Origin of the sequence: Flavobacterium sp. JAS (assembly GCF_020991455.1) — a bacterium.
Lineage (GTDB): Bacteria > Bacteroidota > Bacteroidia > Flavobacteriales > Flavobacteriaceae > Flavobacterium.
On record NZ_JAJMOX010000002.1, the window covers coordinates 113,681 to 136,612 of the forward strand.

At 33.6% G+C, this 22,932-nt stretch carries 15 protein-coding genes; 4 read left to right on the plus strand and 11 right to left on the minus strand.

All coding sequences use genetic code 11. The features are described from left to right. Positions 1-38 precede the first annotated feature (38 nt). The 9 genes from LPB88_RS02790 to LPB88_RS02830 all read right to left on the minus strand — a co-directional run bounded on the left by LPB88_RS02790 (position 39) and on the right by LPB88_RS02830 (position 15,749). The gene (locus tag LPB88_RS02790; RefSeq protein WP_230712270.1) at positions 39-2,450 is read right to left on the minus strand and encodes a thiamine pyrophosphate-dependent enzyme; all 2,412 of its coding nucleotides are present in this window, start codon (positions 2,448-2,450) and stop codon (positions 39-41) included. A gap of 188 nt (positions 2,451-2,638) precedes the next feature. Beyond that, positions 2,639-5,389 (minus strand): aminopeptidase, encoded by a 2,751-nt coding sequence (locus LPB88_RS02795; protein ID WP_230712717.1) that lies wholly within the window; start codon positions 5,387-5,389, stop codon positions 2,639-2,641. 368 nt (positions 5,390-5,757) lie between these two features. Next, a complete protein-coding gene (locus LPB88_RS02800) occupies positions 5,758-6,486 on the minus strand; it encodes a TIGR00730 family Rossman fold protein (RefSeq protein WP_230712271.1) in 729 nt (242 codons plus the stop codon). A 420-nt stretch (positions 6,487-6,906) separates the two neighbouring features. Further along, positions 6,907-7,527 (minus strand): hypothetical protein, encoded by a 621-nt coding sequence (locus tag LPB88_RS02805; protein ID WP_230712272.1) that lies wholly within the window; start codon positions 7,525-7,527, stop codon positions 6,907-6,909. Between the two features lie 84 nt (positions 7,528-7,611). Further along, positions 7,612-10,446 (minus strand): excinuclease ABC subunit UvrA, encoded by a 2,835-nt coding sequence (gene uvrA, locus LPB88_RS02810; protein WP_230712273.1) that lies wholly within the window; start codon positions 10,444-10,446, stop codon positions 7,612-7,614. Positions 10,447-10,534: 88 nt separating this feature from the next. Beyond that, a complete protein-coding gene (locus LPB88_RS02815) occupies positions 10,535-11,509 on the minus strand; it encodes a tetratricopeptide repeat protein (protein ID WP_230712274.1) in 975 nt (324 codons plus the stop codon). Between the two features lie 60 nt (positions 11,510-11,569). Further along, positions 11,570-13,354, minus strand: a complete 1,785-nt coding sequence (locus LPB88_RS02820; protein WP_230712275.1) for a chloride channel protein — start codon at positions 13,352-13,354, stop codon at positions 11,570-11,572. 86 nt (positions 13,355-13,440) lie between these two features. After that, positions 13,441-15,123 carry a gamma-glutamyltransferase gene (gene ggt / locus LPB88_RS02825; RefSeq protein WP_230712276.1) on the minus strand — a complete coding sequence of 561 codons (1,683 nt, stop codon included), beginning with the start codon at positions 15,121-15,123 and terminating at the stop codon, positions 13,441-13,443. Between the two features lie 41 nt (positions 15,124-15,164). Further along, on the minus strand, positions 15,165-15,749 hold the full coding sequence (locus LPB88_RS02830) for an ACP phosphodiesterase (RefSeq protein WP_230712277.1): 585 nt from the start codon (positions 15,747-15,749) through the stop codon (positions 15,165-15,167). A 317-nt stretch (positions 15,750-16,066) separates the two neighbouring features. Here LPB88_RS02830 and glmM point away from each other — a divergent pair, with 317 nt between their 5' ends. Continuing rightward, positions 16,067-17,455, plus strand: a complete 1,389-nt coding sequence (gene glmM / locus LPB88_RS02835) for a phosphoglucosamine mutase (protein ID WP_230712278.1) — start codon at positions 16,067-16,069, stop codon at positions 17,453-17,455. Positions 17,456-17,630: 175 nt separating this feature from the next. Here glmM and LPB88_RS02840 read toward each other — a convergent pair whose 3' ends face one another. After that, positions 17,631-19,118: a cellulase family glycosylhydrolase gene (locus LPB88_RS02840; RefSeq protein ID WP_230712279.1), complete on the minus strand. Its 1,488-nt coding sequence runs from the start codon at positions 19,116-19,118 to the stop codon at positions 17,631-17,633. Between the two features lie 230 nt (positions 19,119-19,348). Then, complete coding sequence (locus LPB88_RS02845) at positions 19,349-20,221, minus strand: lysophospholipid acyltransferase family protein (protein ID WP_230712280.1); 873 nt, start codon at positions 20,219-20,221, stop codon at positions 19,349-19,351. 112 nt (positions 20,222-20,333) lie between these two features. On the opposite strand from LPB88_RS02845, the gene LPB88_RS02850 reads away from it, so the two are divergent. From LPB88_RS02850 to LPB88_RS02860, 3 genes are all read left to right on the plus strand, one after another. Continuing rightward, a complete protein-coding gene (locus LPB88_RS02850) occupies positions 20,334-20,972 on the plus strand; it encodes a rhomboid family intramembrane serine protease (protein ID WP_230712281.1) in 639 nt (212 codons plus the stop codon). A 52-nt stretch (positions 20,973-21,024) separates the two neighbouring features. Then, positions 21,025-21,714: an SIMPL domain-containing protein gene (locus LPB88_RS02855; protein WP_230712282.1), complete on the plus strand. Its 690-nt coding sequence runs from the start codon at positions 21,025-21,027 to the stop codon at positions 21,712-21,714. Between the two features lie 236 nt (positions 21,715-21,950). Continuing rightward, complete coding sequence (locus LPB88_RS02860; RefSeq protein ID WP_230712283.1) at positions 21,951-22,931, plus strand: YheT family hydrolase; 981 nt, start codon at positions 21,951-21,953, stop codon at positions 22,929-22,931. Position 22,932 lies beyond the last annotated feature (1 nt).

Here is a 22,932-nt window from a genome sequence, read left to right on the forward strand (position 1 = left end):
TCTATAAGCTTTTTTTGTATTTTAACCGAACTGAATTCTTAGTATAAACTTGGATATTTAGACGGATTAACTTCGTTCATCATTGAATAAACTTTCTCGAAAATATCTTCGGCAGAAGGTTTAGAGAAGTAGTCACCATCAGTTCCGTATGCTGGTCTGTGTTCTTTTGCAGCAAGAGTTTGCGGTTTACTATCTAGATAGTTATAAGCATTTTGCTCTTCCAGAATTTGTTGTAAAATAAATGCTGAAGCTCCTCCAGGAACATCTTCGTCGATTACTAAAAGACGATTTGTTTTGGTAATACTTTTTACAATATCCTTATTAACATCAAACGGAAGTAGGGACTGAATATCAATTACTTCGCAATCAATTCCTAAATCTAGTAATTCTGTTGCTGCTTGTTCTACTAATCTTAATGTTGATCCGTAAGAAACTAAAGTAATATCTGAACCTTCTTTTAGAGTTTCAACCACACCAATTGGTGTTTTGAATTCTCCAAAATTAATCGGTGTTTTTTCTTTTAAACGGTATCCATTCAAACATTCGATTACTAAAGCTGGTTCATCAGTCTCTAAAAGAGCGTTGTAGAATCCTGCGGCTTGCGTCATGTTTCTAGGAACCAGAACGTGAATTCCGCGGATAGCGTTGATAATCATTCCCATTGGAGAACCAGAATGCCAGATACCTTCTAGACGGTGTCCGCGGGTTCTGATAATTAATGGTGCTTTTTGTTTTCCAACAGTTCTATATTGAAGTGTAGCCAAATCATCACTCATGATTTGAATGGCGTACAATAAATAATCTAAATACTGAATCTCAGCAATTGGGCGTAAACCTCTTAAGGCCATCCCAATTCCTTGTCCAAGAATAGTTGCTTCACGAATACCAACATCGGCAACACGAAGTTCACCGTATTTTTCCTGCATACCTTCAAGGCCTTGGTTTACGTCACCAATATTTCCTACGTCTTCTCCAAAGATCAAGGTTTCAGGATATTTAGTGAACAAAGCGTCAAAGTTGTCACGCAAAATCATACGTCCGTCTGAATCCGGTTTTGCGTTTTCAGCATATTCCGGAAGTACTTTCTGAACTGAGAATACATTTTTATCAGAATCAGAATATAAATTACTGCTGAATCTTCCTTGTGTAATTCCTATGTAATTTGTGATCCAGTTTGATAGTAAAACTTTACTGTTTGGAACTTCGATAAAACGTAAAATCTTTCTTGCGATAACAAGCATTTCCTTTTTTAGAGGTGATTTTATAGCGCTTAATTCCGAAATATATTTTCTTATTTTTTCTTTATGATTGATGCTTGCCTCGGCAATTTGCTCCAATAATACCAAAAGATTTTTTTGATCTTCAATAATTGGATCTATAAAAGAATTCCATGCTTCTTTTTTAGCTTCAAGAACTTCTTTTTTCAATTCAAAATCAATTTCAGCCAGTTCTTCAGGAGATGCAATATTGATGGCGATCATCCATAAACGCATCTGACGAATACAGTCAAAATCTTTTTCCCAAGCCAGTCTTTCTGCGTTTTTGTAACGTTCGTGAGAACCTGAAGTTGAGTGTCCTTGTGGCTGTGTTAATTCGTTTACGTGAATTAAAACAGGAATATGCTCTTCACGCGCAATTGCACCGGCTCTTTCGTAAGTAGAAACCAATTCGGCATAATCCCAGCCTTTAACTCTAAAAATGTCATAACCTTTAGCGTCTTCGTCGCGTTGGTATCCTTTTAGAATTTCAGAGATGTTTTCTTTAGTAGTTTGATGTTTAGCGTGAACCGAAATTCCGTATTCATCATCCCAAACACTCATAACCATCGGAACTTGTAAAACTCCGGCAGCATTTATGGTTTCAAAAAACAAACCTTCAGAGGTACTTGCGTTTCCTATAGTTCCCCAGGCAACTTCATTTCCATTTACAGAGAATTTGTCTTTGGTTGTGATACCATCAACATTTCTGTAAATTTTTGAAGCCTGAGCCAATCCCAATAATCTTGGCATTTGTCCTGCTGTTGGAGATATATCTGCGCTTGAATTTTTTTGTTTTGTTAGGTCTTTCCAGGATCCGTCTTGGTTTAAACTGTGCGTTACAAAGTGTCCGCCCATTTGTCTTCCTGCAGACATTGGATCAAAATCTAAATCAGTATGACCGTATAAACCTGCGAAAAATTGTTTTGGAGTCAATTCGCCAATTGCCATCATAAAAGTTTGATCGCGATAGTATCCGGAACGGAAATCTCCGTTTTTAAAGGCCTTTGCCATAGCAAGCTGTGGCACCTCTTTTCCGTCTCCAAATATTCCAAATTTGGCTTTCCCGGTTAATACTTCTTTACGACCTAATAAACTACATTCGCGGCTTGTCACTGCAATTCTGTAGTCATTCAATACCTCAGTTTTGAAATCTTCAAATGTTAATGTAGTATTGTTTTTTTCTTTTATCATAATCTTGAAGAGTCATGTTTAGACTGCGAAATTACTTAAAAACAATCAATAATCATAATTCTTTAAAATAAATATAATTCAATTATTTGTATTTAAATTCAAAAAACTACGTACTTTTTTTATGGTATTTTTATATAAAATTTGATTTTAATGATAATTACGCATGTTTTTATTTAAAATTCATTCGATTAGAACCATTTTCTGGTGAAAAGATTGACTAATGTTTTTGGTGATAAAGTCATTACGAATCGTATTTTTTCGTCATAATTTTTTTGCGAAATCTCCCAACCATTATTTGAATAAACCGGAAAATAGAGTTCAAAGTAGTCAGGAACCAGATTTAAACGTATACCACTATCATAAACAAATTTCTCACTTTGATGTTTATTTTTCATAAAACCAATATCACCATACAATTCAATCCAATTCCAGATCGAATAACTTGCATTCAAAGTTGTCATCCATTGATTGGCATATCCTGGTGCTATTTTTGACTTAAAACCTCCTTCGGCCATAATAAATTGCTGACTAAAGAAACCGGTACTTTCGGATCTTCCATAAAAATTATGATCAAACAAATAATCCGTTGGTCTGTCCAGGCTAAAACTAAAATAATCTGAGTTTGTTGTGTTGTATAAAAAGCTTCCGGCGTATAATCTTAAATTTAATTTATGATTGTTCTCAAACAATCTTCTGTATTCAATTTCTCCAGCTAGTTTTCCAAAATCTCCTGCAAACTGAACTTCATTCATATAACTAAAATGATTGATTAATTCGGTTTTTGTATTAGAATAACGTGCATTGAAAACCGAATAATTTGGTTTTGAATTATCTGTTATATATGTACTCGCTTCACGATTTACAATAACCTGACGAAACATGATCAACTGTTTTCTATTGTCTCTAAAGTTTTCTTCACGAATTCGAAACTGAACCATTGGGTTTAATCTCAAATAAGTGGCATCAGGAGCATAGTGAAAATAATTTTGACTTATTGAATATCTTACATTATACAAAGTGCTGTTTCTATAATATTCGCTCCACGAAAATGCTGAAGAACCAGAAAATGTTCCCGCATTTATAGAATAAGCAGGCGTAATATCGAACGTAAAAGGTTTGTCGAGAATGGTTTTATTGTGAAAACGAATTCCCGGTGTTAAACCGTCGTATAAATTATAAGTAAGTGTAGGAATGTATAAAATCTGATTGTAATATGGATCTTCTAAATCTTTGGCAAAATTAAATTTTATCGGACGATTTGTTATCACTAAACTTTTCAATGATTTCCAGTTGTTTCTCTGGTTGTATTCCGGAACTTCATTATCGTAGTTTATAACTATTTTGTCAGCATTTTTTCGATCAAATTTATAAATCGAGTCATTATTTTTTGGTTCAATCCATTTTTTGAATACGACTTCATTTTTCTTAATTCCGTAAATCGGAATCGGAACAAAATTATCCGTTTTATTTTTTACTTGAAACTGTACACTGTCTTTAGTTCTTGAAACATTCGTGAACTTATAATCGATAATATCGCGCGAATCTATAATAGTATTGAAAAACCAATCAATCTTTTTCGGACTATTTTTGATCAGTATTTTTTCAAAATCACATCGATTCGTTTGTTCTTTTTTGTTCAGATTATAGAATTCCTGCACACTTTTGGGAACAATATTATGGTTTAAATAATCATCCAGATAACTCAAACTTAAACCAGCGCGATATTTGCTGGCAATTTGTTCGTTGAATTTTATCAAAGTATTTTTTGGGTCACCAAGTGGCTGATCCAGATTTTTTCTGGCCATTAACATATAATAATAGCTGTATTGCTCGTTAAAAGTCAGATTGGTAATGTTATAACTGTCAAAGAGTTTCATCTCTGAAAGTCGTCCAAGCATCTTTTGATCCAAATGATTTTCTTCCATGTATTTCATCATGGCATAAATCTGAATTCCGTCATAAACCCAATTGTCTTTTCGGGGATCTAAACGCAAACTGGTCTTTAGATAATTGTTCAGATACGTTTTCAAAAAGGTAATTTCGAATATAAAATCATCAGAAAACGGACTTATAAACGACGGTAATTGGTTTAATCCATAAAAAGGATTCCTGTCATAATCTGCCTGAGAAACCGTTATTCTTTCATGCGGATATTTCCCGATGAAATCATCTGCAAAATTAGAAACTCTATTGATGATAAGTGCTCTTTGAATCTCGTCCAGTTTCTTGGTTTTTAAATCCGAAAGCACTTCTACAACGCCATTAGTATAGCTTCTGAAACTGTTTTGCTTTTCGATAAAAAAGTTAAAATCTGTTCTGTTATTTCCAGCAAAAAAATAAGTGCTAAAAGTAGTATTAGAACTATCTTTTGAAACCGAATTTAAATCGGTTGTAATTGCGTAATTGCTCGGGATTTTTACCTCGACTTCATAATCAGTGCCTGCATTGGCAATATCATCCAGATTGAAATTGTTGTTTTTTATAAAGCTGTGATTTTCAAATCTCGAAGGGCTTAAAAACCAATTTTTTAAACTCATTCCGCCATTTTGATCATAGCCATAATGCGTGAATTTATTGCTCGGAATTTTAGAGATATAAGTAATATGCAAGTCTGTTTTTTCGCCTGGAAGTAATTTACGACTTAGTTTAACCACAATAAAATCAGGGTTTTTATCGGTTCTTTCCCATTCGAGCGCCATATTATCAGAATCTGTAAGATTCAAAATCGTAGTATTTCCTCTTTCTGCAGGTTTAGCCAAATGAAAACCTCTATAGAATTCATCCGAAAAACGTTTGGCCAGCGGCGTATTTTTATCCGAGAAAGCATTATTCCAATCGTTCAGAACAATCGAATTCAATGTATCGTTTGAGGTATTGTAATATACGATATCCTGTTTAACATTCAAGGTTTTAAGTTCGAGATTAACCGCCACTTCCATCTTAGATTGATGTTGTGCGTATTGTTTTATCGAGCTTAATAAAACGAAAACAAATAATATAATTCTATAAATTGATTTCAAGGATATTTCAGATGTTTATGGATATAACTTAAGTTACGAGCTTATACTTGTTTTGGTTTTTTGTAAAAATAGCATAAAAAAAGCTGTTTTAAAAACAGCTTTCAATTTTTACGGTATTTAGTACAATTTAGCCATATAACAAATAAAAGAAAATTTCAACTTTTAATCCCGAAGCCTCGGGACCAAATTCCAAAAAATCCGTTTTTATCAGCGTTTTTGCTTTAACAAATCAGTTTAATCTGCGTCAACTTATATTTTCTTATATAATTTATATGGTGAAAAATATATTAGAAATTCGGACTTAAATCGTATTTTTTGTAGAATTTATCCAGAACATCAACGACTTCATCCTCAGTGTCTACTATTTTAAATAAGTTCAGATCTTCAGGACTTACTGTGTGCATTTTTTCAACCAAAACAGTTTTTACCCAGTCGATCAATCCAGACCAAAATTCAACACCAACCAGAATAATTGGGAATTTTCCAATTTTCTTAGTCTGAATCAAAGTAATCGCCTCAAACATTTCGTCTAGCGTTCCAAAACCTCCAGGCATAACCACAAAACCTTGCGAATATTTAACGAACATTACTTTTCTCACAAAGAAATAATCGAAATTCAGGTTTTTATCGTGATCGATATAAGGGTTAAAATGCTGCTCAAATGGCAATTCGATATTCAATCCAACCGAAGTTCCGCCACCTAAATGCGCACCTTTATTACCAGCTTCCATAATTCCGGGACCACCTCCTGTGATTACACCGTAACCTGCCTTACTGATTTTATAGGCAATTTTTTCAGCCAATAAATAATATTTATCCTCTGGTTTTGTTCTTGCCGAACCAAAAATAGATACACACGGACCAATACGTCCCATGCTTTCATATCCATTTACAAATTCAGCCATGATTTTAAAAATCGCCCAGCTGTCATTGGTTCTGATTTCATTCCACGTTTTTTGTTTTAAACGGTCCTGAATTACTTTGTCCTCATCATTATCAAAATCTTCTAATCTCATTTTAGGTATTTTAATTATTTATATTTTTATTTCTAGCTGTGTCGTTTTAATTATTGTCATCCTTATTATAGTTAAAATAAGGAGCTATTTCCTGCTGTCCACTATATCTTTTATGGTGAACCCCACCATAAAAGGATGCCGTTTCCATCAGGGCTAGGGCATCAGTTTCCAATTGAATCATTATTTCTCGCCCAAAAAAGCATTGTCAAAGTTTGAAATTTTGACAAAAAGGCTAGCTAAATTAAGGCTTTTTTTGAGAATTGTTACAAAAATGCTGATTTATTAATTTAATTGTAACGTTTAAAATAGAAGTATTCTTGTGTTGTTATTCATTATCAACAGATTGGGAGTGTGTAATGAATTGTTTTATTTTCGAACGGAATAATTAGTCACTTTATATTTTTTGAATATTCTTATTTCTTAGTTAAAATGTATAAAATCAGTGTATCTATTTATATTATATTTTGTTTTAAATTTTTGTAATTCTGTATAATCCAATAATGGTATAATTATACTTTCATCTTTAATTCTCTTGGATACATATAATTTTGGTAAAATTATTTTTTCAAAATAATCCCATAATAAATTAAACTCTTTAGGAGTATCAATGTAAAATAGATGTTTATGAGTTACGTCTTGAAAAGCAAATGATATATAATTTTCAATTCCGTGATATTTACCATCTTCATCCTTCCATTTACCCTTAAATGCAATTATGTTTATTTTTATGTTTTCTAAATCATTCCAATTGTATGAAACATATTCTTCATCTTCCCAAATTTCTACTTCATGCTCACTAAAACATATGAATTTGTTTTTTTGAATTATTTTTAAGGTTGTGAATTTATAATCTGTAAAATGATTAAATGTCATCATTCCAAAAAAACCGAATGGTAGACTTAGGCAATAGAATCCTTGTGAGGTGAAAATACCGTAAGAAAATGGAATAAAGATAAAAGCAATTAAAAACAAGCTTAAAAACTGTTCTGATTTTGTTGGATTTGCATGAATTACAAGTGGAAACGTTAATTTATCAGTCATTAAAAAATCTGTTTTTTATTTCTTCATTTTTATGCGTTTCAAATCTTTGTCAAAGTTTTAAACTTTGATAAAGATGTTCTGATTCTAATTCTCTAGTTCCTTTTTCAAAAACTTAGCTGTATAGCTTTTTTTGTTTTTTGCTACTTCTTCAGGAGTTCCTTTGGCGATTAATTGTCCTCCGCCTTTTCCGCCTTCAGGACCAATATCTATAATATAATCGGCAAGTTTAATCACGTCCATATTATGTTCGATAACTAAGATTGTATTTCCTTTATCGACCAATTTGTTAATTACATCCATTAAAACTCTGATATCTTCAAAATGCAGTCCGGTTGTAGGTTCATCTAAGATATAAAACGTATTTCCGGTATCTTTTTTAGACAATTCTCCTGCAAGTTTAATACGTTGCGCTTCGCCACCGGAAAGCGTTGTGCTTTGCTGACCAAGTGTAATATAGCCTAAACCAACATCCTGAATAGTTTTTACTTTTCTGTAGATCTTCGGAATCATTTCAAAAAACGGAACCGCTTCATCAACGGTCATATTCAATACATCCGAAATTGATTTTCCTTTGTAACGAATCTCTAAAGTTTCTCTGTTAAAACGTTTTCCCTGACAAGTTTCGCATTCAACGTAAACATCCGGTAAAAAGTTCATTTCAATAGTTCTAACACCAGAACCTTCGCAGGTTTCGCAACGTCCGCCTTTTACATTGAAGCTAAAACGTCCCGCTTTATAACCACGAATCATACTTTCAGAAGTCATTGTAAACAGGTTTCTAATTTCGGTGAAAACCTCCGTATAAGTCGCCGGATTTGAACGAGGCGTTCTTCCAATCGGACTTTGGTCAATATCAATTACTTTGTCAATATGTTCTAAACCTTCAATCTTTTTATAAGGCTGTGGTTTTTTTACGCCATTAAAATAATAAGCATTCAAAATAGGGTAGAGCGTTTCGTTTATCAAAGTCGATTTTCCACTTCCTGAAACTCCTGTAACGCAAATCAATTGTCCTAAAGGCAATTCGATCGAAACATTTTTTAAGTTGTTTCCTGTTGCTCCAGTAAGTTTTAAGAATTTTTGATTTCCCTTACGGCGCTCTTTTGGAATCTCTAATTTCATTGTACCGTTTAAATATTGAGCGGTAATTGTGTTAGATTTTAGAGTTTCTGCCGGAGTTCCAATACTGATGATTTCTCCGCCATATTTCCCCGCTTTCGGACCTATATCAATTACATAATCGGCGCGTTCGATCATGTCTTTGTCGTGTTCAACGACAATAACCGAGTTTCCTATATCACGTAGTTGCTCTAAAGAATGAATTAGTTTTTCATTGTCTCTTTGGTGCAAACCAATACTTGGCTCATCCAGAATATATAAAACACCCACTAATTGCGAACCAATTTGTGTGGCTAAACGAATACGCTGTGCTTCACCGCCCGAAAGTGATTTTGAACTTCGGCTTAAAGCCAAATAATTCAAACCAACATTCATCAGGAAGTTCAAACGGTCTTTTATTTCTTTAACCACTTCTGATGCAATCAAAAGTTGTTTGTCTGTTAAATGCGAATTTAAATCCTGAAACCAAGTTGTTAAATCAGAAATATCCATATCACATAATTCGGTGATATTTTTTCCATTTACTCTAAAAAACTGAGCTTCTTTTTTCAAACGGGAACCTTCGCAAACCGGACAGTTAATCTCGTCCATAAAATCTTTTGCCCAACGTTTTATGGTTGTTGATGCACTTTCGTCATATTGATTTTTGATGAAATGTGAAATCCCTTCAAAATCTATTTTATAGTCGCGCGTAACGCCTAAATCTTTTGAGTTTACAGTAAATTTTTCTTTTCCACCATGTAAAATCATGTTCATGGCTTCTTCGGGAATCTTCTCGATTGGATCTGTCAGTTTGAAGCCGAATTTCTCTCCAATAACTTCTAATTGTTTAAAAATCCAAGACGATTTATATTCGCCAAGTGGAGCAAAACCGCCTGCCTTTATCGATAATTTAGGATTCGGAATAATCTTTTTGACATTGATTTCATGAACCGTTCCTAATCCATTACAATGCGGGCAAGCTCCTTTTGGAGAGTTGAAAGAGAATAAATTAGGTTCTGGATTTTGATAGGAAATTCCCGTTGTAGGACACATTAAATTTCTACTGAAATAACGTACTTCGTTTGTATCCTGATCTAAAATCATCAAAACATTTTCGCCATGATGCATTGCTGTATTGATACTTTCGGCCAATCGTTTTTGATTGTCTTCGGTATTTTCGATCAGCATTCTGTCAACTACAATTTCAATGTCGTGAGTTTTGTAACGGTCTAATTTCATTCCTGAAACTAAATCCTGAACTTCGCCATTCACACGAACTTTCAAAAATCCTTGTTTGGTAATTTGTTGGAATAACTCGGCATAATGCCCTTTTCTGGCTCTAATAATTGGAGCCAAAATATTGATACGTTTTCCGTTGAAATCCTGAATAATCAAATCTTTAATTTGATCATCAGAATAAGAAACCATTTTCTCGCCGGTGTTGTAACTGTAAGCATCGGCACCACGAGCGTAAAGAAGTCTCAGGAAATCATATATTTCAGTAATAGTTCCAACGGTAGAACGCGGACTTTTACTGGTTGTTTTTTGTTCAATTGCGATAACAGGTGAGAGTCCGTCAATTTTGTCGACATCGGGACGTTCTAAACCGCCAAGAAACTGTCTGGCATAAGCAGAGAAAGTTTCCACATAACGACGTTGTCCTTCGGCATAAATGGTATCAAACGCCAACGATGATTTTCCCGAACCTGAAAGACCGGTAATTACAACCAGTTTTTCACGCGGAATGGAAATATCGATATTTTTCAGATTATGAACTCTTGCACCAAGAACTTCAATAGTATTGTCTTTTTCTAACATAAATTCGAGCAAAACGCAAAGTTACCACTTTGATTTGTTCTTTTAGTACTAGAGAACAAAACTTTATGTTACAAATAGTAACAAATTTTTAGTTTGAATTAAGATGATTTACTTTTAAAATTTCATTAAATTTTTCCTCTTTTCCATTCTTTTTCATATCAGCATAAATCATCTGAATTATTTTTTCGGCATCAGTTCTATAGGGAGATTTTTGTTCAACATACAAGTTATAAGCTTTGCACATGTTGTCAAGTCCTTTTTCGTTATCATTTAAATGAAGTGCATAGATTTGTCCAATTCCGTAAAAAACTTCTGGATTATTAGGTTCTATTTTTGCTATTTTTTCATAAGTTTTTACCGCGTTTTTATATTCTTTTTTATAAGAATAAACAACTGCAATATTTTGCAATGGCATTAATCCATTGGGGTCTATTTTAAGTGACTTCTCGTAAGATTCAAGTGCTAAATCGTATTGTTCCAAACGTCTGTAACATATTCCCATATTATCATATGCAAATGCAAAATTTGGATCAATTTTGACTGCCTTTTTGTAATATTCTATAGCTCCTTTATAATTTTCTTTTTTAGTTTCATCAATAGCTGAATTGTAATAATCTAATGCTTTTTTATTGGATGACATTGAATTGTTATTTACCAGATTATTGGCTGCAACTTTATCCTTTAAAACAGAACAATTATCCATTAGGTATTTCTCCATTTTATAGTATATGTCTTTGTATTCTTTTGAATTTTTGTCAAAATTCATCGTAATTTTGATCTCTTTTTTTTCGTCTGTTGGATTTGATAAATCAATACTGGTAAATTTTTCGGCTAATTGGTAAGCTCCAACTTTATCATCAATACATGAGCTAATATTAGCGGTGATAGAATCTTTAATTCGATCGTAAGTTGGTATTGAATCAATACATGAGCAAGCCTGATCAGTTAGTTCTTTGAATAATTTTTTAGTGTCAATTTTTTCGTTAGTAGTATCTGACCCTTGTGAGTGAATTTTTGTAAATCCTAAAATTAGCAATAGACTAAAAAAAAAATTTTTTTTCATTTTTTGGGTTTGGTTTATTGGTTGGTAGTATCTAAGATAATAATTTACTAATTACTAAGCTTACTCAATTGTCATAGAACGCAACTTAGTTCTATAGGCTTCAAGTGCTATAGATTTTGAAATGAAACCGTAATATTTATCATTTCGGATAACCGGTAGAAAGGCTGTTTTTGATTTTTCGAATTTACTCATTACAATTTCCATACTATCAAAAGAAGAAATAGTGGCAGCGGGAGTTTTCATGACATCTTTGATCACCGTATATTTTACACGATAAGTGTTAAAAATAATTTCGCGGATATCATTAAAATGAACTATACCAACCAATTCTTTTTCATTGTTTACGACAGCAAAAACAACTTGATTGGAGTGCGAAATCAAATCGACTAACTTGCTTAAATTATCATCAGGATGTACCGTTAAATAATCGCATTGAATTATGGTATCGATATCTAATGTAGAGAGAATGTTTGAATCTTTATTGCTTGTAAAAGCATGACCTTTTTTAGCCAGACCTTTTACATCGAGAGAATATTTTTCGAAACGTTTAGAAATTGCAAAACTTATAGAGGAAACAATCATAAGCGGAATCATCAGACTGTAACCTCCGGTAATTTCGGCAATTAAGAAGATTGCAGTAAGTGGCGCATGAAATAATCCGCTCAAAATACCAGCCATTCCCACCATTGTGAAGTTAGTTATTGGCAATTTTGCTAAACCAATTAGTGTGATGAATTTCGAGAAGAAGTATCCCAAATAAGATCCTAAAAATAGGGAAGGAGCAAAGTTACCTCCGTTTCCGCCACTTCCAATTGTTAGCCCCGAAGCAAATACTTTTACCATCATGGTACAACCCACAAAAAGTAGTAAAACCCATTGATTGTTTCTGAAATCTCCAAACAAAGTATTGTCTAAGATTTTCCCCGGATCTGATTCAGATAAGGTTTTGATACTTTCATAACCTTCCCCAAAAAGCGTTGGAAAAATAAAAATCAGCAATGCTAATAATGAAGAACCAATTAAAGCTTTTTTGTAGGCTCCCATTTTCAGATTAGCAAAATAATGTTCTATTCTTTGAAAGTTGCGGGCATAATAAACGGCCATAAAACCGGTTAATAATCCTAGAAGCACGTAAAATGGAATATTGTGATAATTAAAAGCTTCTTGTTTTTTGAAGGATAATAAAATCGTTTCGTCCAGAACAATAGCAGAAACCAAAGCTCCGGTGGCTGCCGAAATCATAATAGGAGTAAAGGCAGAAATACTAACATCTACCAATAAAACTTCAATAGCAAATAGAACTCCGGCAATTGGTGCGTTAAAAGCTGCGGAAATTCCTGCCGCAACACCACAACCAATAAGTAAAGTTCGGTCTTTATAAGGTAATTTATAATTTTGAGCAAAGTTTGATCCAAATGCGGCTCCTGTAACCACAATTGGGCTTTCCAAACCTGCAGAACCTCCTAAACCAACAGTTAAGGAACTCGTTACAATTTGAGCATACATTTGTTTTCTCGGAATGATACTGGCTTTTTTTGCAACAGCATATAAAATTTGAGAAGTTCCTTTTTCTATACTTCCGTTTAAAACTCTTTTGATGACAAAAACAGTAAGTGTAATACCAATAATTGGTAAAATACTGTTGATGAAACTTAATTTTAAGATTGCATTAATAGATGTTGCAAAAGAGAAAACACTATGGGCAAAAGTTTTCAAAACAATTACAGCCAAAGAACAAGAAATACCAATTAAAACACTTGATAAAAAAATAAATTGCTTTGGTGTCATCAATGATTGTCCCAAAGCGATAACGCTTTCTAGTTTTCTAAAATATTTTTTTAGCATTCTGTTTGTAAAAAGTTAGGGAAACTACAAATTTAGCTCATAGTATTCGATTTTGTGTTGTTTTTACAGAAAAATCTGTTTTTAATTTAAAATCCAACTGCTGTGTCATCTCCACGAAAATCGGCACCGCCTTCAAGATTTTTGTTTGGCAGAACCAAAATACAATCTAATTTACCAATAACCGGTGTCGTTTTTTCGTTGATTAAATATCCTTTTGTTTTTAGCTTATCAATAGTAGTAGTGTCAAAAGCATTTGGCTCAAAAGTAATTAAATCAGGCAGCCATTGGTGGTGAAAACGTGGTGCATTTACCGCTTCCTGCATGCTTAAATTGTACTCGTAAACATTTAGAATTGCCTGTAAAACAGTTGTGATAATAGTTGAACCTCCAGGAGAACCTACAACCATAAACAAGTTTCCGTTTTTCTCCACAATAGTTGGAGTCATTGAACTTAACATTCTCTTTTTTGGAGCAATACTGTTGGCTTCATTTCCTACTAAACCAAACATATTTGGAGATCCCGGTTTTGCACTAAAATCGTCCATTTCGTTGTTTAAAAAGAAACCCAATTCATCACAATAATATTTAGATCCAAAACCGTCATTTATTGTCGTCGTTGCCGCAACAGCATTCCCTTGTGCGTCGACGATCGAATAATGTGTAGTTTCGGTGCTTTCATTATAAGTTACTTTTCCTTCTTTTATATCCGATGATAAACTGGCTTTGTTTACATCAAAACTTGACATTCTCTCTTTTAAATAAGAATCGGCCAATAAAGCGTTGATCGGAATTTTTACAAAATCAGGATCGCCTAAAAACTGACTTCTGTCGGCGTAAGCTCTTCTTTCTGCTTCAACAATTACCTGAATCGATTCTTCAGAATTATGTCCCATTTTTGATAAATCATAAGGAGCAATCATTTTCATGATTTGCGCCAGACAGATTCCGCCACTGCTTGGAGGCGACATCGAAGTTATTTTTAAATCTTTATAATTAAACTGTAATGGTTTTCTCCATTTCGCTTCATAAGTAGCTAAATCTTTAAGGGTAATAATTCCGCCTCTTTTTTGAAGATAATCTACTAAAATTTTAGCTGTTTTACCTTTATAGAACTCGTCTTGTCCGTTTTTTAGAATACGTTTCAAAGTATTGGCTAAAGCGGGATATTTAATAGTGTCATTTTCTTTAAATTTTCCAGCCATAAGCGTATTTGGTCCGTTGGCTTTGACAATAGCATCATGATAATTTTCGAGTTGCTTTTGTTGTTTTTGAGTCACAATTACACCTCTTTCCGCAAGAGCGATAACGGGTTTTAAAATTTCGGACATTGGTAATGAACCTAGTTTTTTATGAACAGCAAAAACTCCGGCCACAGTTCCCGGAACGCCAATTGCCAAAGGTGTTTCGGTGCTTTTTCCTTTTATTACATTTCCGTCTTTATCCAGAAACATGTCTTTTGTTGCTGCCAACGGAGCTTTCTCACGATAGTCTAAAGAGCCAACTTCACCATTAGCTTTTCGGTAGACCATAAATCCGCCGCCGCCAATATTTCCTGCATACGGAAAAGCAACTGCAAGTGCCAATTCGGTGGCAACCATAGCGTCAAAAGCATTTCCGCCTTTTTTCATAATGTCGGCTCCAATTTTTGAAGCTTCCTGACGTGCCGAAACGACCATGGCTTTTGTTGCGACTAAACCAGTTGGTTTAACAACTTGCTGAGCAGAACAATAAAAAGAAATAAAGCTGAGTAAAAGGGTAATTTTTTTCATAAGAGAGTATTGTAGTATTATTTTATAGAATCTGTAAGATCCTATAATGAAAGTAATTTTTGATTGGCTTGCTGTTTTATATCTTCAAAGAAAAGACCAAATTCGTGTTCAAATTCCGGATAGAATTCTTTGAGTTCCTGAGTGGCAAATTGCATTTTGGATTGATTTTTTGATCTTCGGTCCATTTGTGTTAAAATATGCTGAATGCCGTCTACACTATGATAACTCCAAAGCCAGTTTTCCCGAATCATAGTTGGCATTAAGTCCTGTGTTCTTTCTGTAAGAATTGAATAGTTTTCATGCAAAGCTCTGTAAAATCGATTAACAAAACGATCCAATTTTTCATCGGAATATTTTTCCCAGTTTTTGGCTAAAAAGTGGTCATACAGAATATCTACAATTACACCGGCATAATGATGGTATTTGTCATGTAAACGCTTGGTACTTTGTCTAAAAATATCATGAGAATCGGTATAAGTATCAATAAAACGATGTAAAACAATTCCTTTTTGGACATCTTCAGGAAAATGTTCAAATTGTTTTCCGCGAATTCCATCGGCCATAAAATTGCCAATTTTTATCAGATCATTTTCACCGGAAAGATATATATGGGCTAGGAAATTCATTTTTTTTGTGAGTTGCTAAGGTTCTTTTTTTAGAGGTGCTAAGTATCTGAGATGCTAAGTAGCTAAGTTTTTTAGTTATTATACCTAAGCTTTTGACCTAAGTTTCTAAGTTCTCTCTTGTAAAAGTATGAAAACTTTTTTAGATGAGTTTTACAATAAGACTTTGCAGTATAAACTTAACATTTTAGTTTATTTAAAATCTTAGAACCTTAGGAACTTAGCCACTCAGTAACTTTTTTTAAAATTCTTAGCAACTTAGCAACTTAGAACCTCAGTAACTTTTTTATATTTGTAACTGGTAACCATAACTCACAAAAATGACTTTAATAAAATCAATTTCAGGTATACGAGGAACAATCGGTGGAAAAGTAGGAGATAACCTGACTCCAGTTGATGCTGTAAAATTTGCATCGGCATATGGTACTTTTCTGAAAAACAATACTTCAAAAGAAAAATTAACGGTTGTAATTGGTCGCGATGCCAGAATCTCCGGACCAATGATTCACAATCTTGTTGTAAATACTTTAGTAGGTTTAGGAATTAATGTAATTGATCTTGGACTTTCTACAACACCAACTGTTGAAGTTGCTGTGCCTTTGGAAAAAGCAGATGGCGGAATTATCTTGACTGCTTCTCACAATCCAAAACAATGGAATGCTTTGAAGTTGCTAAATGAAAAAGGGGAGTTTTTAAGCGGTGCAGAAGGAGCAAAAATTCTTGAAATTGCAGAAGCTGAAGCTTTCGATTTCTCTGATGTGGATAGTTTAGGCGAAATCACGATAAATGATGCTTATATGGATATTCATATCGACGAGGTTTTAAATTTACCTTTAGTAGATGTTGAAGCTGTAAAAGCGGCGAAATTTAAAGTTGTTGTTGATGGTGTAAATTCTTCTGGAGGAATTATTATTCCAAAATTATTAGAATTAATGGGCGTTGAAGTAGTAAAATTATATTGCGAACCAAACGGACATTTTCCTCACAATCCAGAACCTTTAAAAGAACATTTAACGGACATTTCAGAATTGGTTGTTAAAGAAAAAGCGCACTTAGGAGTTGTTGTTGATCCGGATGTTGATCGTTTGGCTTTTATTTGCGAAGACGGAGAAATGTTTGGCGAAGAGTATACTTTGGTGGCTTGCGCCGATTATGTTTTGAGTAAAACTCCAGGAAATACAGTTTCGAATATGTCATCGTCTCGTGCTTTGCGTGATGTAACTGTTGCTCACGGCGGGAAATACGAAGCAAGCGCAGTTGGAGAAGTGAATGTTGTGGAGTTAATGAAAAAAAATAACGCTATTATTGGTGGTGAAGGAAACGGTGGAATTATTTATCCGGAATCTCATTACGGACGTGATAGTTTAGTGGGAGTTGCTTTATTTCTAACGCATTTGGCAAATAAAAAAATGTCAGTTTCGGCATTGAGAGCTTCATATCCTGAATATTATATGAGCAAAAACAAAATTGAATTAACGCCTCAAATTGATGTTGATGCGATTTTGGTTGCAATGACTGAAAAGTATAAAAACGAAGATATTACAACTATTGATGGTGTAAAAATTGATTTTGCTACAGAATGGGTTCATTTAAGAAAATCAAACACAGAACCAATTATCCGAATCTATACGGAAGCTCCTTCTCAGGAAAAAGCAGATGTTTTGGCTCTTCGAATTATTGATGAAATAAAAGCAATTGCTGGAATTTAACTTTTAGCAATTTAGCATAAAAAAACACCTTTTTCATTTATTTGAAAAAGGTGTTTTTTATTTAAAACGGTCTTAATATTTAACCGCAAAGTGCACAAAGGTTTATTATTTTGGATTGCGCATAGTAAACGCAAAGTTCACAAAGCTTTGTGCACTTTGTGGTAAAATTTAAATCTTAATTTTTAATAATCTTAATTGATTTTTTAATTGAACCATAAGTAGCAGTTACGATATAAACTCCACTCGAAAGTTTGTCTCCAATTTTAATATCTTCATTGGTATAATAAGAATCTGAAGAAAAGCAAATTGTTCCTTTCATGTCGACAATTTTTAATGTCAACGGTTCTGTATCTGCAGATTTTATATGAAGTACAGATTGGCTTTTAATAGGATTAGGATAAACTGTGAAGAAATCTTTTTCGAGCTTTGGATCGTTTACGCCCAAATTCGCTGCAGTAACATCAATATAATTAAAATTCATATCGTTTGATTTGAATTTAATCTTCAAATAAACTTCTCCCTGAGGCAATGTGACTCCGTTTACTGTTTTATCAGCAAAGGTTTGATATCCGCCAGTTGCAGGAAAAGTTTCGTCAGTTTTTACAATTACATCATTTACAAGAATATCAAATTTCCCTGGATTTGTAGGCGACGCTACTCTAAAAGTCAGATTATAAGTTCCGGCATTAGCAACATTTAGCAGGAACTCGTTCCAATCTCCATTGTCTATAAGAGATACATTTTGAGCGGTTCCAGAGTCTGTTGTGTTTTGTAAACCTGTACCTTTTCTGCGATAATGTTTGTTGGCAGTAATTCTTCCAGGTACATTTATTTTTTTAGAAGTATAAGAAACATTTATATATTCAGTACCAATTGGTTTTAAAACACCGCTTTTAGGATCTAATAATTGTCCTTCAAGCATATCTGTCCATGTAGGATTGACTCTTCCAGTAAACCATGAATAGCGATAAATGTCCGGATCGTTTTCAAAACTAGTTACAATGTCTTTCATAAACGCTGTTTTTTCGGCAGCAGTCTGAATCACTCTGTTTGCAAATTCAGTTACCCAAATTGGGCGATTGTATTTTTTTAAAAGTCCTGTTACACCAATAACAGAACCTGAAGAGCTATCATAAGTATGAAAAGCAATATAGTCGACTTTGCAATTTGGGCATAAGGCAAAAAACTGATCATGCCACGCGGTCGGGCTGCTATAACCACCATAATTATTGTTCGGGTCATTAAAAGCAGGTGATGCACTAACTATTTCTAAATTTTTGGCTGCTGCTATTTTTTCAATATTTTTCCATGCGTTTACGACTTCCTGAGGTGTTAATCTGGCACCATCGTTAAAGTTAGGTTCATTAAAAGCCAGTAAATATTTAGCGCCGGGTTTTATCCTGTTTATAAAAGCTTGTACATCTGCATCGTTTACCTGATTCCACGCCATCGGAACATATTCTACGCTAATAGATTCATAATTTGTATTTGTATCATTTTCGGGCAAAGAACCCCAGTTGTACCACCATGAAACTCCGGGTTTTAAAGCTAATAAATCTGCCGTTGAGTTATTGCCGTAAGCAATTCCACGTTTTGGACTCTGGGCAAAGGAGACATTTGTGAGGTGTAATATTAAAAAAGTAAAAAGTAGGTTTTTTATCATAACAGATGATTTTGTGTGGGGTTTTGGGAGATAAATTTGTTAACTCCAAATTTATACTGTTTGTGTAATTTTTCATTTTGATTGCATCAGAAAAAAATATTACAAAAACCCATCAAAATCAGTTTTTAGGAGATAAAATAGCGTGTTTAATAGTTTTGAAAGCTTTTCTAAATAAAAAGTCCAAAGAAGTATGTTACTTTTTTGGACTTTAATCTTTTATTATAGAATTATTATTGAACGCGATGTTTCCATCTTTTATGCGTCCACAAATAATACTCCGGAGCTTCAAGAATTTGTTTTTCTACTTCTCTTAAGTATATTTCGGTAATTTCAAAATTCTCGTATTCTTTAGGATTGTCTGCAATAGGTACAATTGTAGCTTCATAGTAACCACGTCCAACCTTTTTTACTTTTATAAAAATAACACTTAGGTCGTATTTTTTAGCAAGCATTTCGGCTCCTGTGTGTACAGGAACTTCAATTCCCATGAATTTCATTGAGTGAAAAATTCGATCTAATTTAGGCGACTGATCACTGGCCAACCCGTAAAGGCTTAAAATTCCGTTACGCTGATTTTGCGCCATCAACGGAATCGCTTTTCTGGTCTCCACCAATTCGGCGTCGTATTTACCTCTAATTCTTCGAACTAATTTATCAAAATAAGGATTTGCAATCTTTTTATAAACCCCCACACCATTAAATAACATTCTTTTGTTAAGAGTCAAAAGCCATTCCCAGCTTGCATAATGCGAAGCGACCAAAATTACACTCTTGCCTTTTCTTTCATATTCATGAAAAAGATCCATATTAGTAATGGTAAATCTTCTTTCCATTTCTTCCGGCGAAATACTCATGGTTTTAATCATTTCCAGGAACATATCACACATGTGCTGATAGAATTTCTTTTCGATATCTTTTCTTTCAGCATCACTTAAATGTGGCAAAGTAAGAGCTAAGTTCTGGCGAACCACTTTTTTGCGGTAACCTACAACGCGATAAATTAGAAAATATACGAAATCGGAAAACCAATAAAACAATCGAAACGGAAGTATAGAGATAAGCCAAAGAAACGGGTAGGCTAATATATAAGCGAGAAATTGCATGTAACTTTTTTTTGCAAATATAAAGTAAAAATGGATAACCAGTGATATTTTGGATTGGCGCTAACATATGTTTAAGAATGACTATATTTACAATTCACAATAAATGTTTTTTATGAATACCATTTTGATTGGAATTATAGTTGCCAATGTTTTGATTAGTTACAAAGGTTTTAATGATCTTTCTTTTTTTAGAAAATACGAATTTCATGTAGGAAGTATTCGTTCAGGAGAGCAAATCAGAATGCTTTCGTCAGGGTTTTTGCATGTAGATATGATGCACTTGATCTTTAATATGCTGACACTGTGGTTTTTTGCGCCGGTTGTAATGCAATGGTTGGGAGTTTTTTCTTTCGTTTTGGTTTATTTTGGAAGTTTAATCTTCGGGAGTTTACTAACAATGTTGTTTCATAAAAATGATTATAGCTATCGTGCAGTTGGAGCTTCGGGAGCGGTTACAGGAGTTTTATACTCTGCAATATTGCTTCAACCGGATATGATGTTGGGAATTTTCTTTGTGATTCCAATACCGGCCTATTTATTCGGAATTTTATATTTATTGTATTCAATTTATGGAATGCGTGCCAAAAACGATAATATTGGACATACGGCACATTTTGGAGGTGCTATGGGTGGTTATTTGATAACTTTGTTAAAAGAACCTTCATTATTTGTTGATCATACTTTAATGGTTATTCTTTTAGCAATTCCTATTTTTATACTTTTTGTAATGGCAAAATTGGGGAAGCTGTAATACTGGCACAACTTTTGAAAAGTCATTATCAAATAACTTAAATATAACAAAAATGAAGAAAGTAGTATTATTTTTAACAATCATGTTTATGACTATGTCTTACGCTCAAGAAACCAAACAAATTCCTCAAATCAATGTAAATGGTGAAGGAAAAGTAAAAGTAGCACCTGATCAAGTTTGTATTTCGGCAACTGTTGAAACAAAAGGGAATAATGCTAAAGATGTAAAAAAGCAAAATGACGAAAAAATGGATGCTGTTTTAAAATTCATTAAAAAAATGAATGTTCCTACAGCAGACTTTAAAACGAAACAAGTTGCTCTTAATCCACAATACGATTACGAAAAAAAGAAAACCAGTTACAACGCTACTCAAACTGTTGAAATCGTATTAAAAGATTTATCTAAATACGATGAATTAATGGAAGGTTTGGTTCAACAAGGAATCAATCGTATCGATAGAGTTTCTTTTGAAACTTCTAAATTAGCTCAACTTGAGACAGAAGCTCGCAAATTGGCTATTAAAGATGCTAAATTAAAAGCAGAAGATTACGTTTCAGTTTTGGGACAAAAAGTTGGTAAAGCTTATACAATTTCTGATAATACTCAGGTTTATCACCCACAACCAATGTATGCTGGTATGAAATCTATGGCGATGGATTCAGCCGGAGCTTCAAACGAAACTTTAGCAATTGGTGAGATCGAAGTTACAGCAAACGTAAGTGTTAGTTTTATTTTAGACTAAATACCCGATAAATTTCAATATTAAAAATTCCAAATTCCAATTTCACGATTGGGATTTGGATTTTTTTGTTTTGTTATTTTAGTAAAAAGCGAAATAATGCTGATTATAATGACTTAAGTTTTGTAGTAAACTTCGTTTGGGTAATGATTCGTAAAAATGAAATAAAAAAGATAGTTTTAAATTTTACATATTGATTGATTTCTTAAATTTGTATATGCACCAAAAACCTTTTTATCATGCCTATAATTGAACAATCAGAATATGATTTGCCTTCTATTATTCATCGCAACAGGCATATTTCTACTATTTATGCTGCTTTGTTTAAAAGGTTTGACGCTCCGGGATACACGAGAGAGAAAATCGAGTTAAGTGACGGAGATTTTATCAATATCGATTTTATTCTAAATGATTCTAAAAAGGCAGTTATTTTATGTCATGGTTTAGAAGGAGATTCCCGCAGAACCTACAATAATAGCTGTGCGGCTTATTTTCAGCAGAAAGGTTTTTCAGTTTTTGCCTGGAATAATCGCACTTGCGGAGGAGAAATGAACCGTCTTCCCAGGCTTTATCATCACGGTGCAGTTGATGATCTGGAGGCAGTAGTGCAGTTTGTTTTGCAAAAAGGATTCAAAGATGTTTATATGATTGGATATTCAATGGGAGGAGTTCAGCTATTGAATTATTTAGGCTGGACAAAAATCGATAAGCGCATAAAGGCAGCAGTCTCGATTTCAACACCAACCCATATCGCCACAAGTGCAGCGGTACTTAAACAAGGCTTTAACAGAGTTTATTTAAAGAATTTTACAATAGATATTAAAAAAAAGCTGAAATACAAAGCGGCGCAGTTTCCTGATTTTATAAACCGTGATCTGATTGATGAAATTACATCTTTTGATGAAGTTGATCAGTATTTTACAGCACCATTGCATGGCTTTGCCAGCCGGGATGACTATTATCAACGCGTCTCTCCGGAATTTTCTCTTAAAGATATTACCACTCCTGTTTTAATTATTAATTCTCTTGATGATCCTTTTTTAAGTGAAAGATGTTATCCCAGAGCGATAGCGCAAGACAGCGAGTATGTTTATCTGGAAACTCCAATGTATGGTGGACACTGCGCTTTTCCGTTGCGCAATTCAATGCATTCCTATGCAGAGAAAAGAGCTTATAAGTTTTTTAAATCCTATAGTTCTGTAGAGATTTTTAAGGTTTAGT

What these genes read in the sequence shown, in the direction of transcription:
- LPB88_RS02790 (WP_230712270.1), bottom strand. Translation starts at nt 2,450, where the DNA reads ATGATAAAAGAAAAAAACAATACTACATTAACATTTGAAGATTTCAAA.
- LPB88_RS02795 (WP_230712717.1), bottom strand. Translation starts at nt 5,389, where the DNA reads ATGGAAGTGGCGGTTAATCTCGAACTTAAAACCTTGAATGTTAAACAG.
- LPB88_RS02800 (WP_230712271.1), bottom strand. Translation starts at nt 6,486, where the DNA reads ATGAGATTAGAAGATTTTGATAATGATGAGGACAAAGTAATTCAGGAC.
- LPB88_RS02805 (WP_230712272.1), bottom strand. Translation starts at nt 7,527, where the DNA reads ATGACTGATAAATTAACGTTTCCACTTGTAATTCATGCAAATCCAACA.
- uvrA (WP_230712273.1), bottom strand. Translation starts at nt 10,446, where the DNA reads ATGTTAGAAAAAGACAATACTATTGAAGTTCTTGGTGCAAGAGTTCAT.
- LPB88_RS02815 (WP_230712274.1), bottom strand. Translation starts at nt 11,509, where the DNA reads ATGAAAAAAAATTTTTTTTTTAGTCTATTGCTAATTTTAGGATTTACA.
- LPB88_RS02820 (WP_230712275.1), bottom strand. Translation starts at nt 13,354, where the DNA reads ATGCTAAAAAAATATTTTAGAAAACTAGAAAGCGTTATCGCTTTGGGA.
- ggt (WP_230712276.1), bottom strand. Translation starts at nt 15,123, where the DNA reads ATGAAAAAAATTACCCTTTTACTCAGCTTTATTTCTTTTTATTGTTCT.
- LPB88_RS02830 (WP_230712277.1), bottom strand. Translation starts at nt 15,749, where the DNA reads ATGAATTTCCTAGCCCATATATATCTTTCCGGTGAAAATGATCTGATA.
- glmM (WP_230712278.1), top strand. Translation starts at nt 16,067, where the DNA reads ATGACTTTAATAAAATCAATTTCAGGTATACGAGGAACAATCGGTGGA.
- LPB88_RS02840 (WP_230712279.1), bottom strand. Translation starts at nt 19,118, where the DNA reads ATGATAAAAAACCTACTTTTTACTTTTTTAATATTACACCTCACAAAT.
- LPB88_RS02845 (WP_230712280.1), bottom strand. Translation starts at nt 20,221, where the DNA reads ATGCAATTTCTCGCTTATATATTAGCCTACCCGTTTCTTTGGCTTATC.
- LPB88_RS02850 (WP_230712281.1), top strand. Translation starts at nt 20,334, where the DNA reads ATGAATACCATTTTGATTGGAATTATAGTTGCCAATGTTTTGATTAGT.
- LPB88_RS02855 (WP_230712282.1), top strand. Translation starts at nt 21,025, where the DNA reads ATGAAGAAAGTAGTATTATTTTTAACAATCATGTTTATGACTATGTCT.
- LPB88_RS02860 (WP_230712283.1), top strand. Translation starts at nt 21,951, where the DNA reads ATGCCTATAATTGAACAATCAGAATATGATTTGCCTTCTATTATTCAT.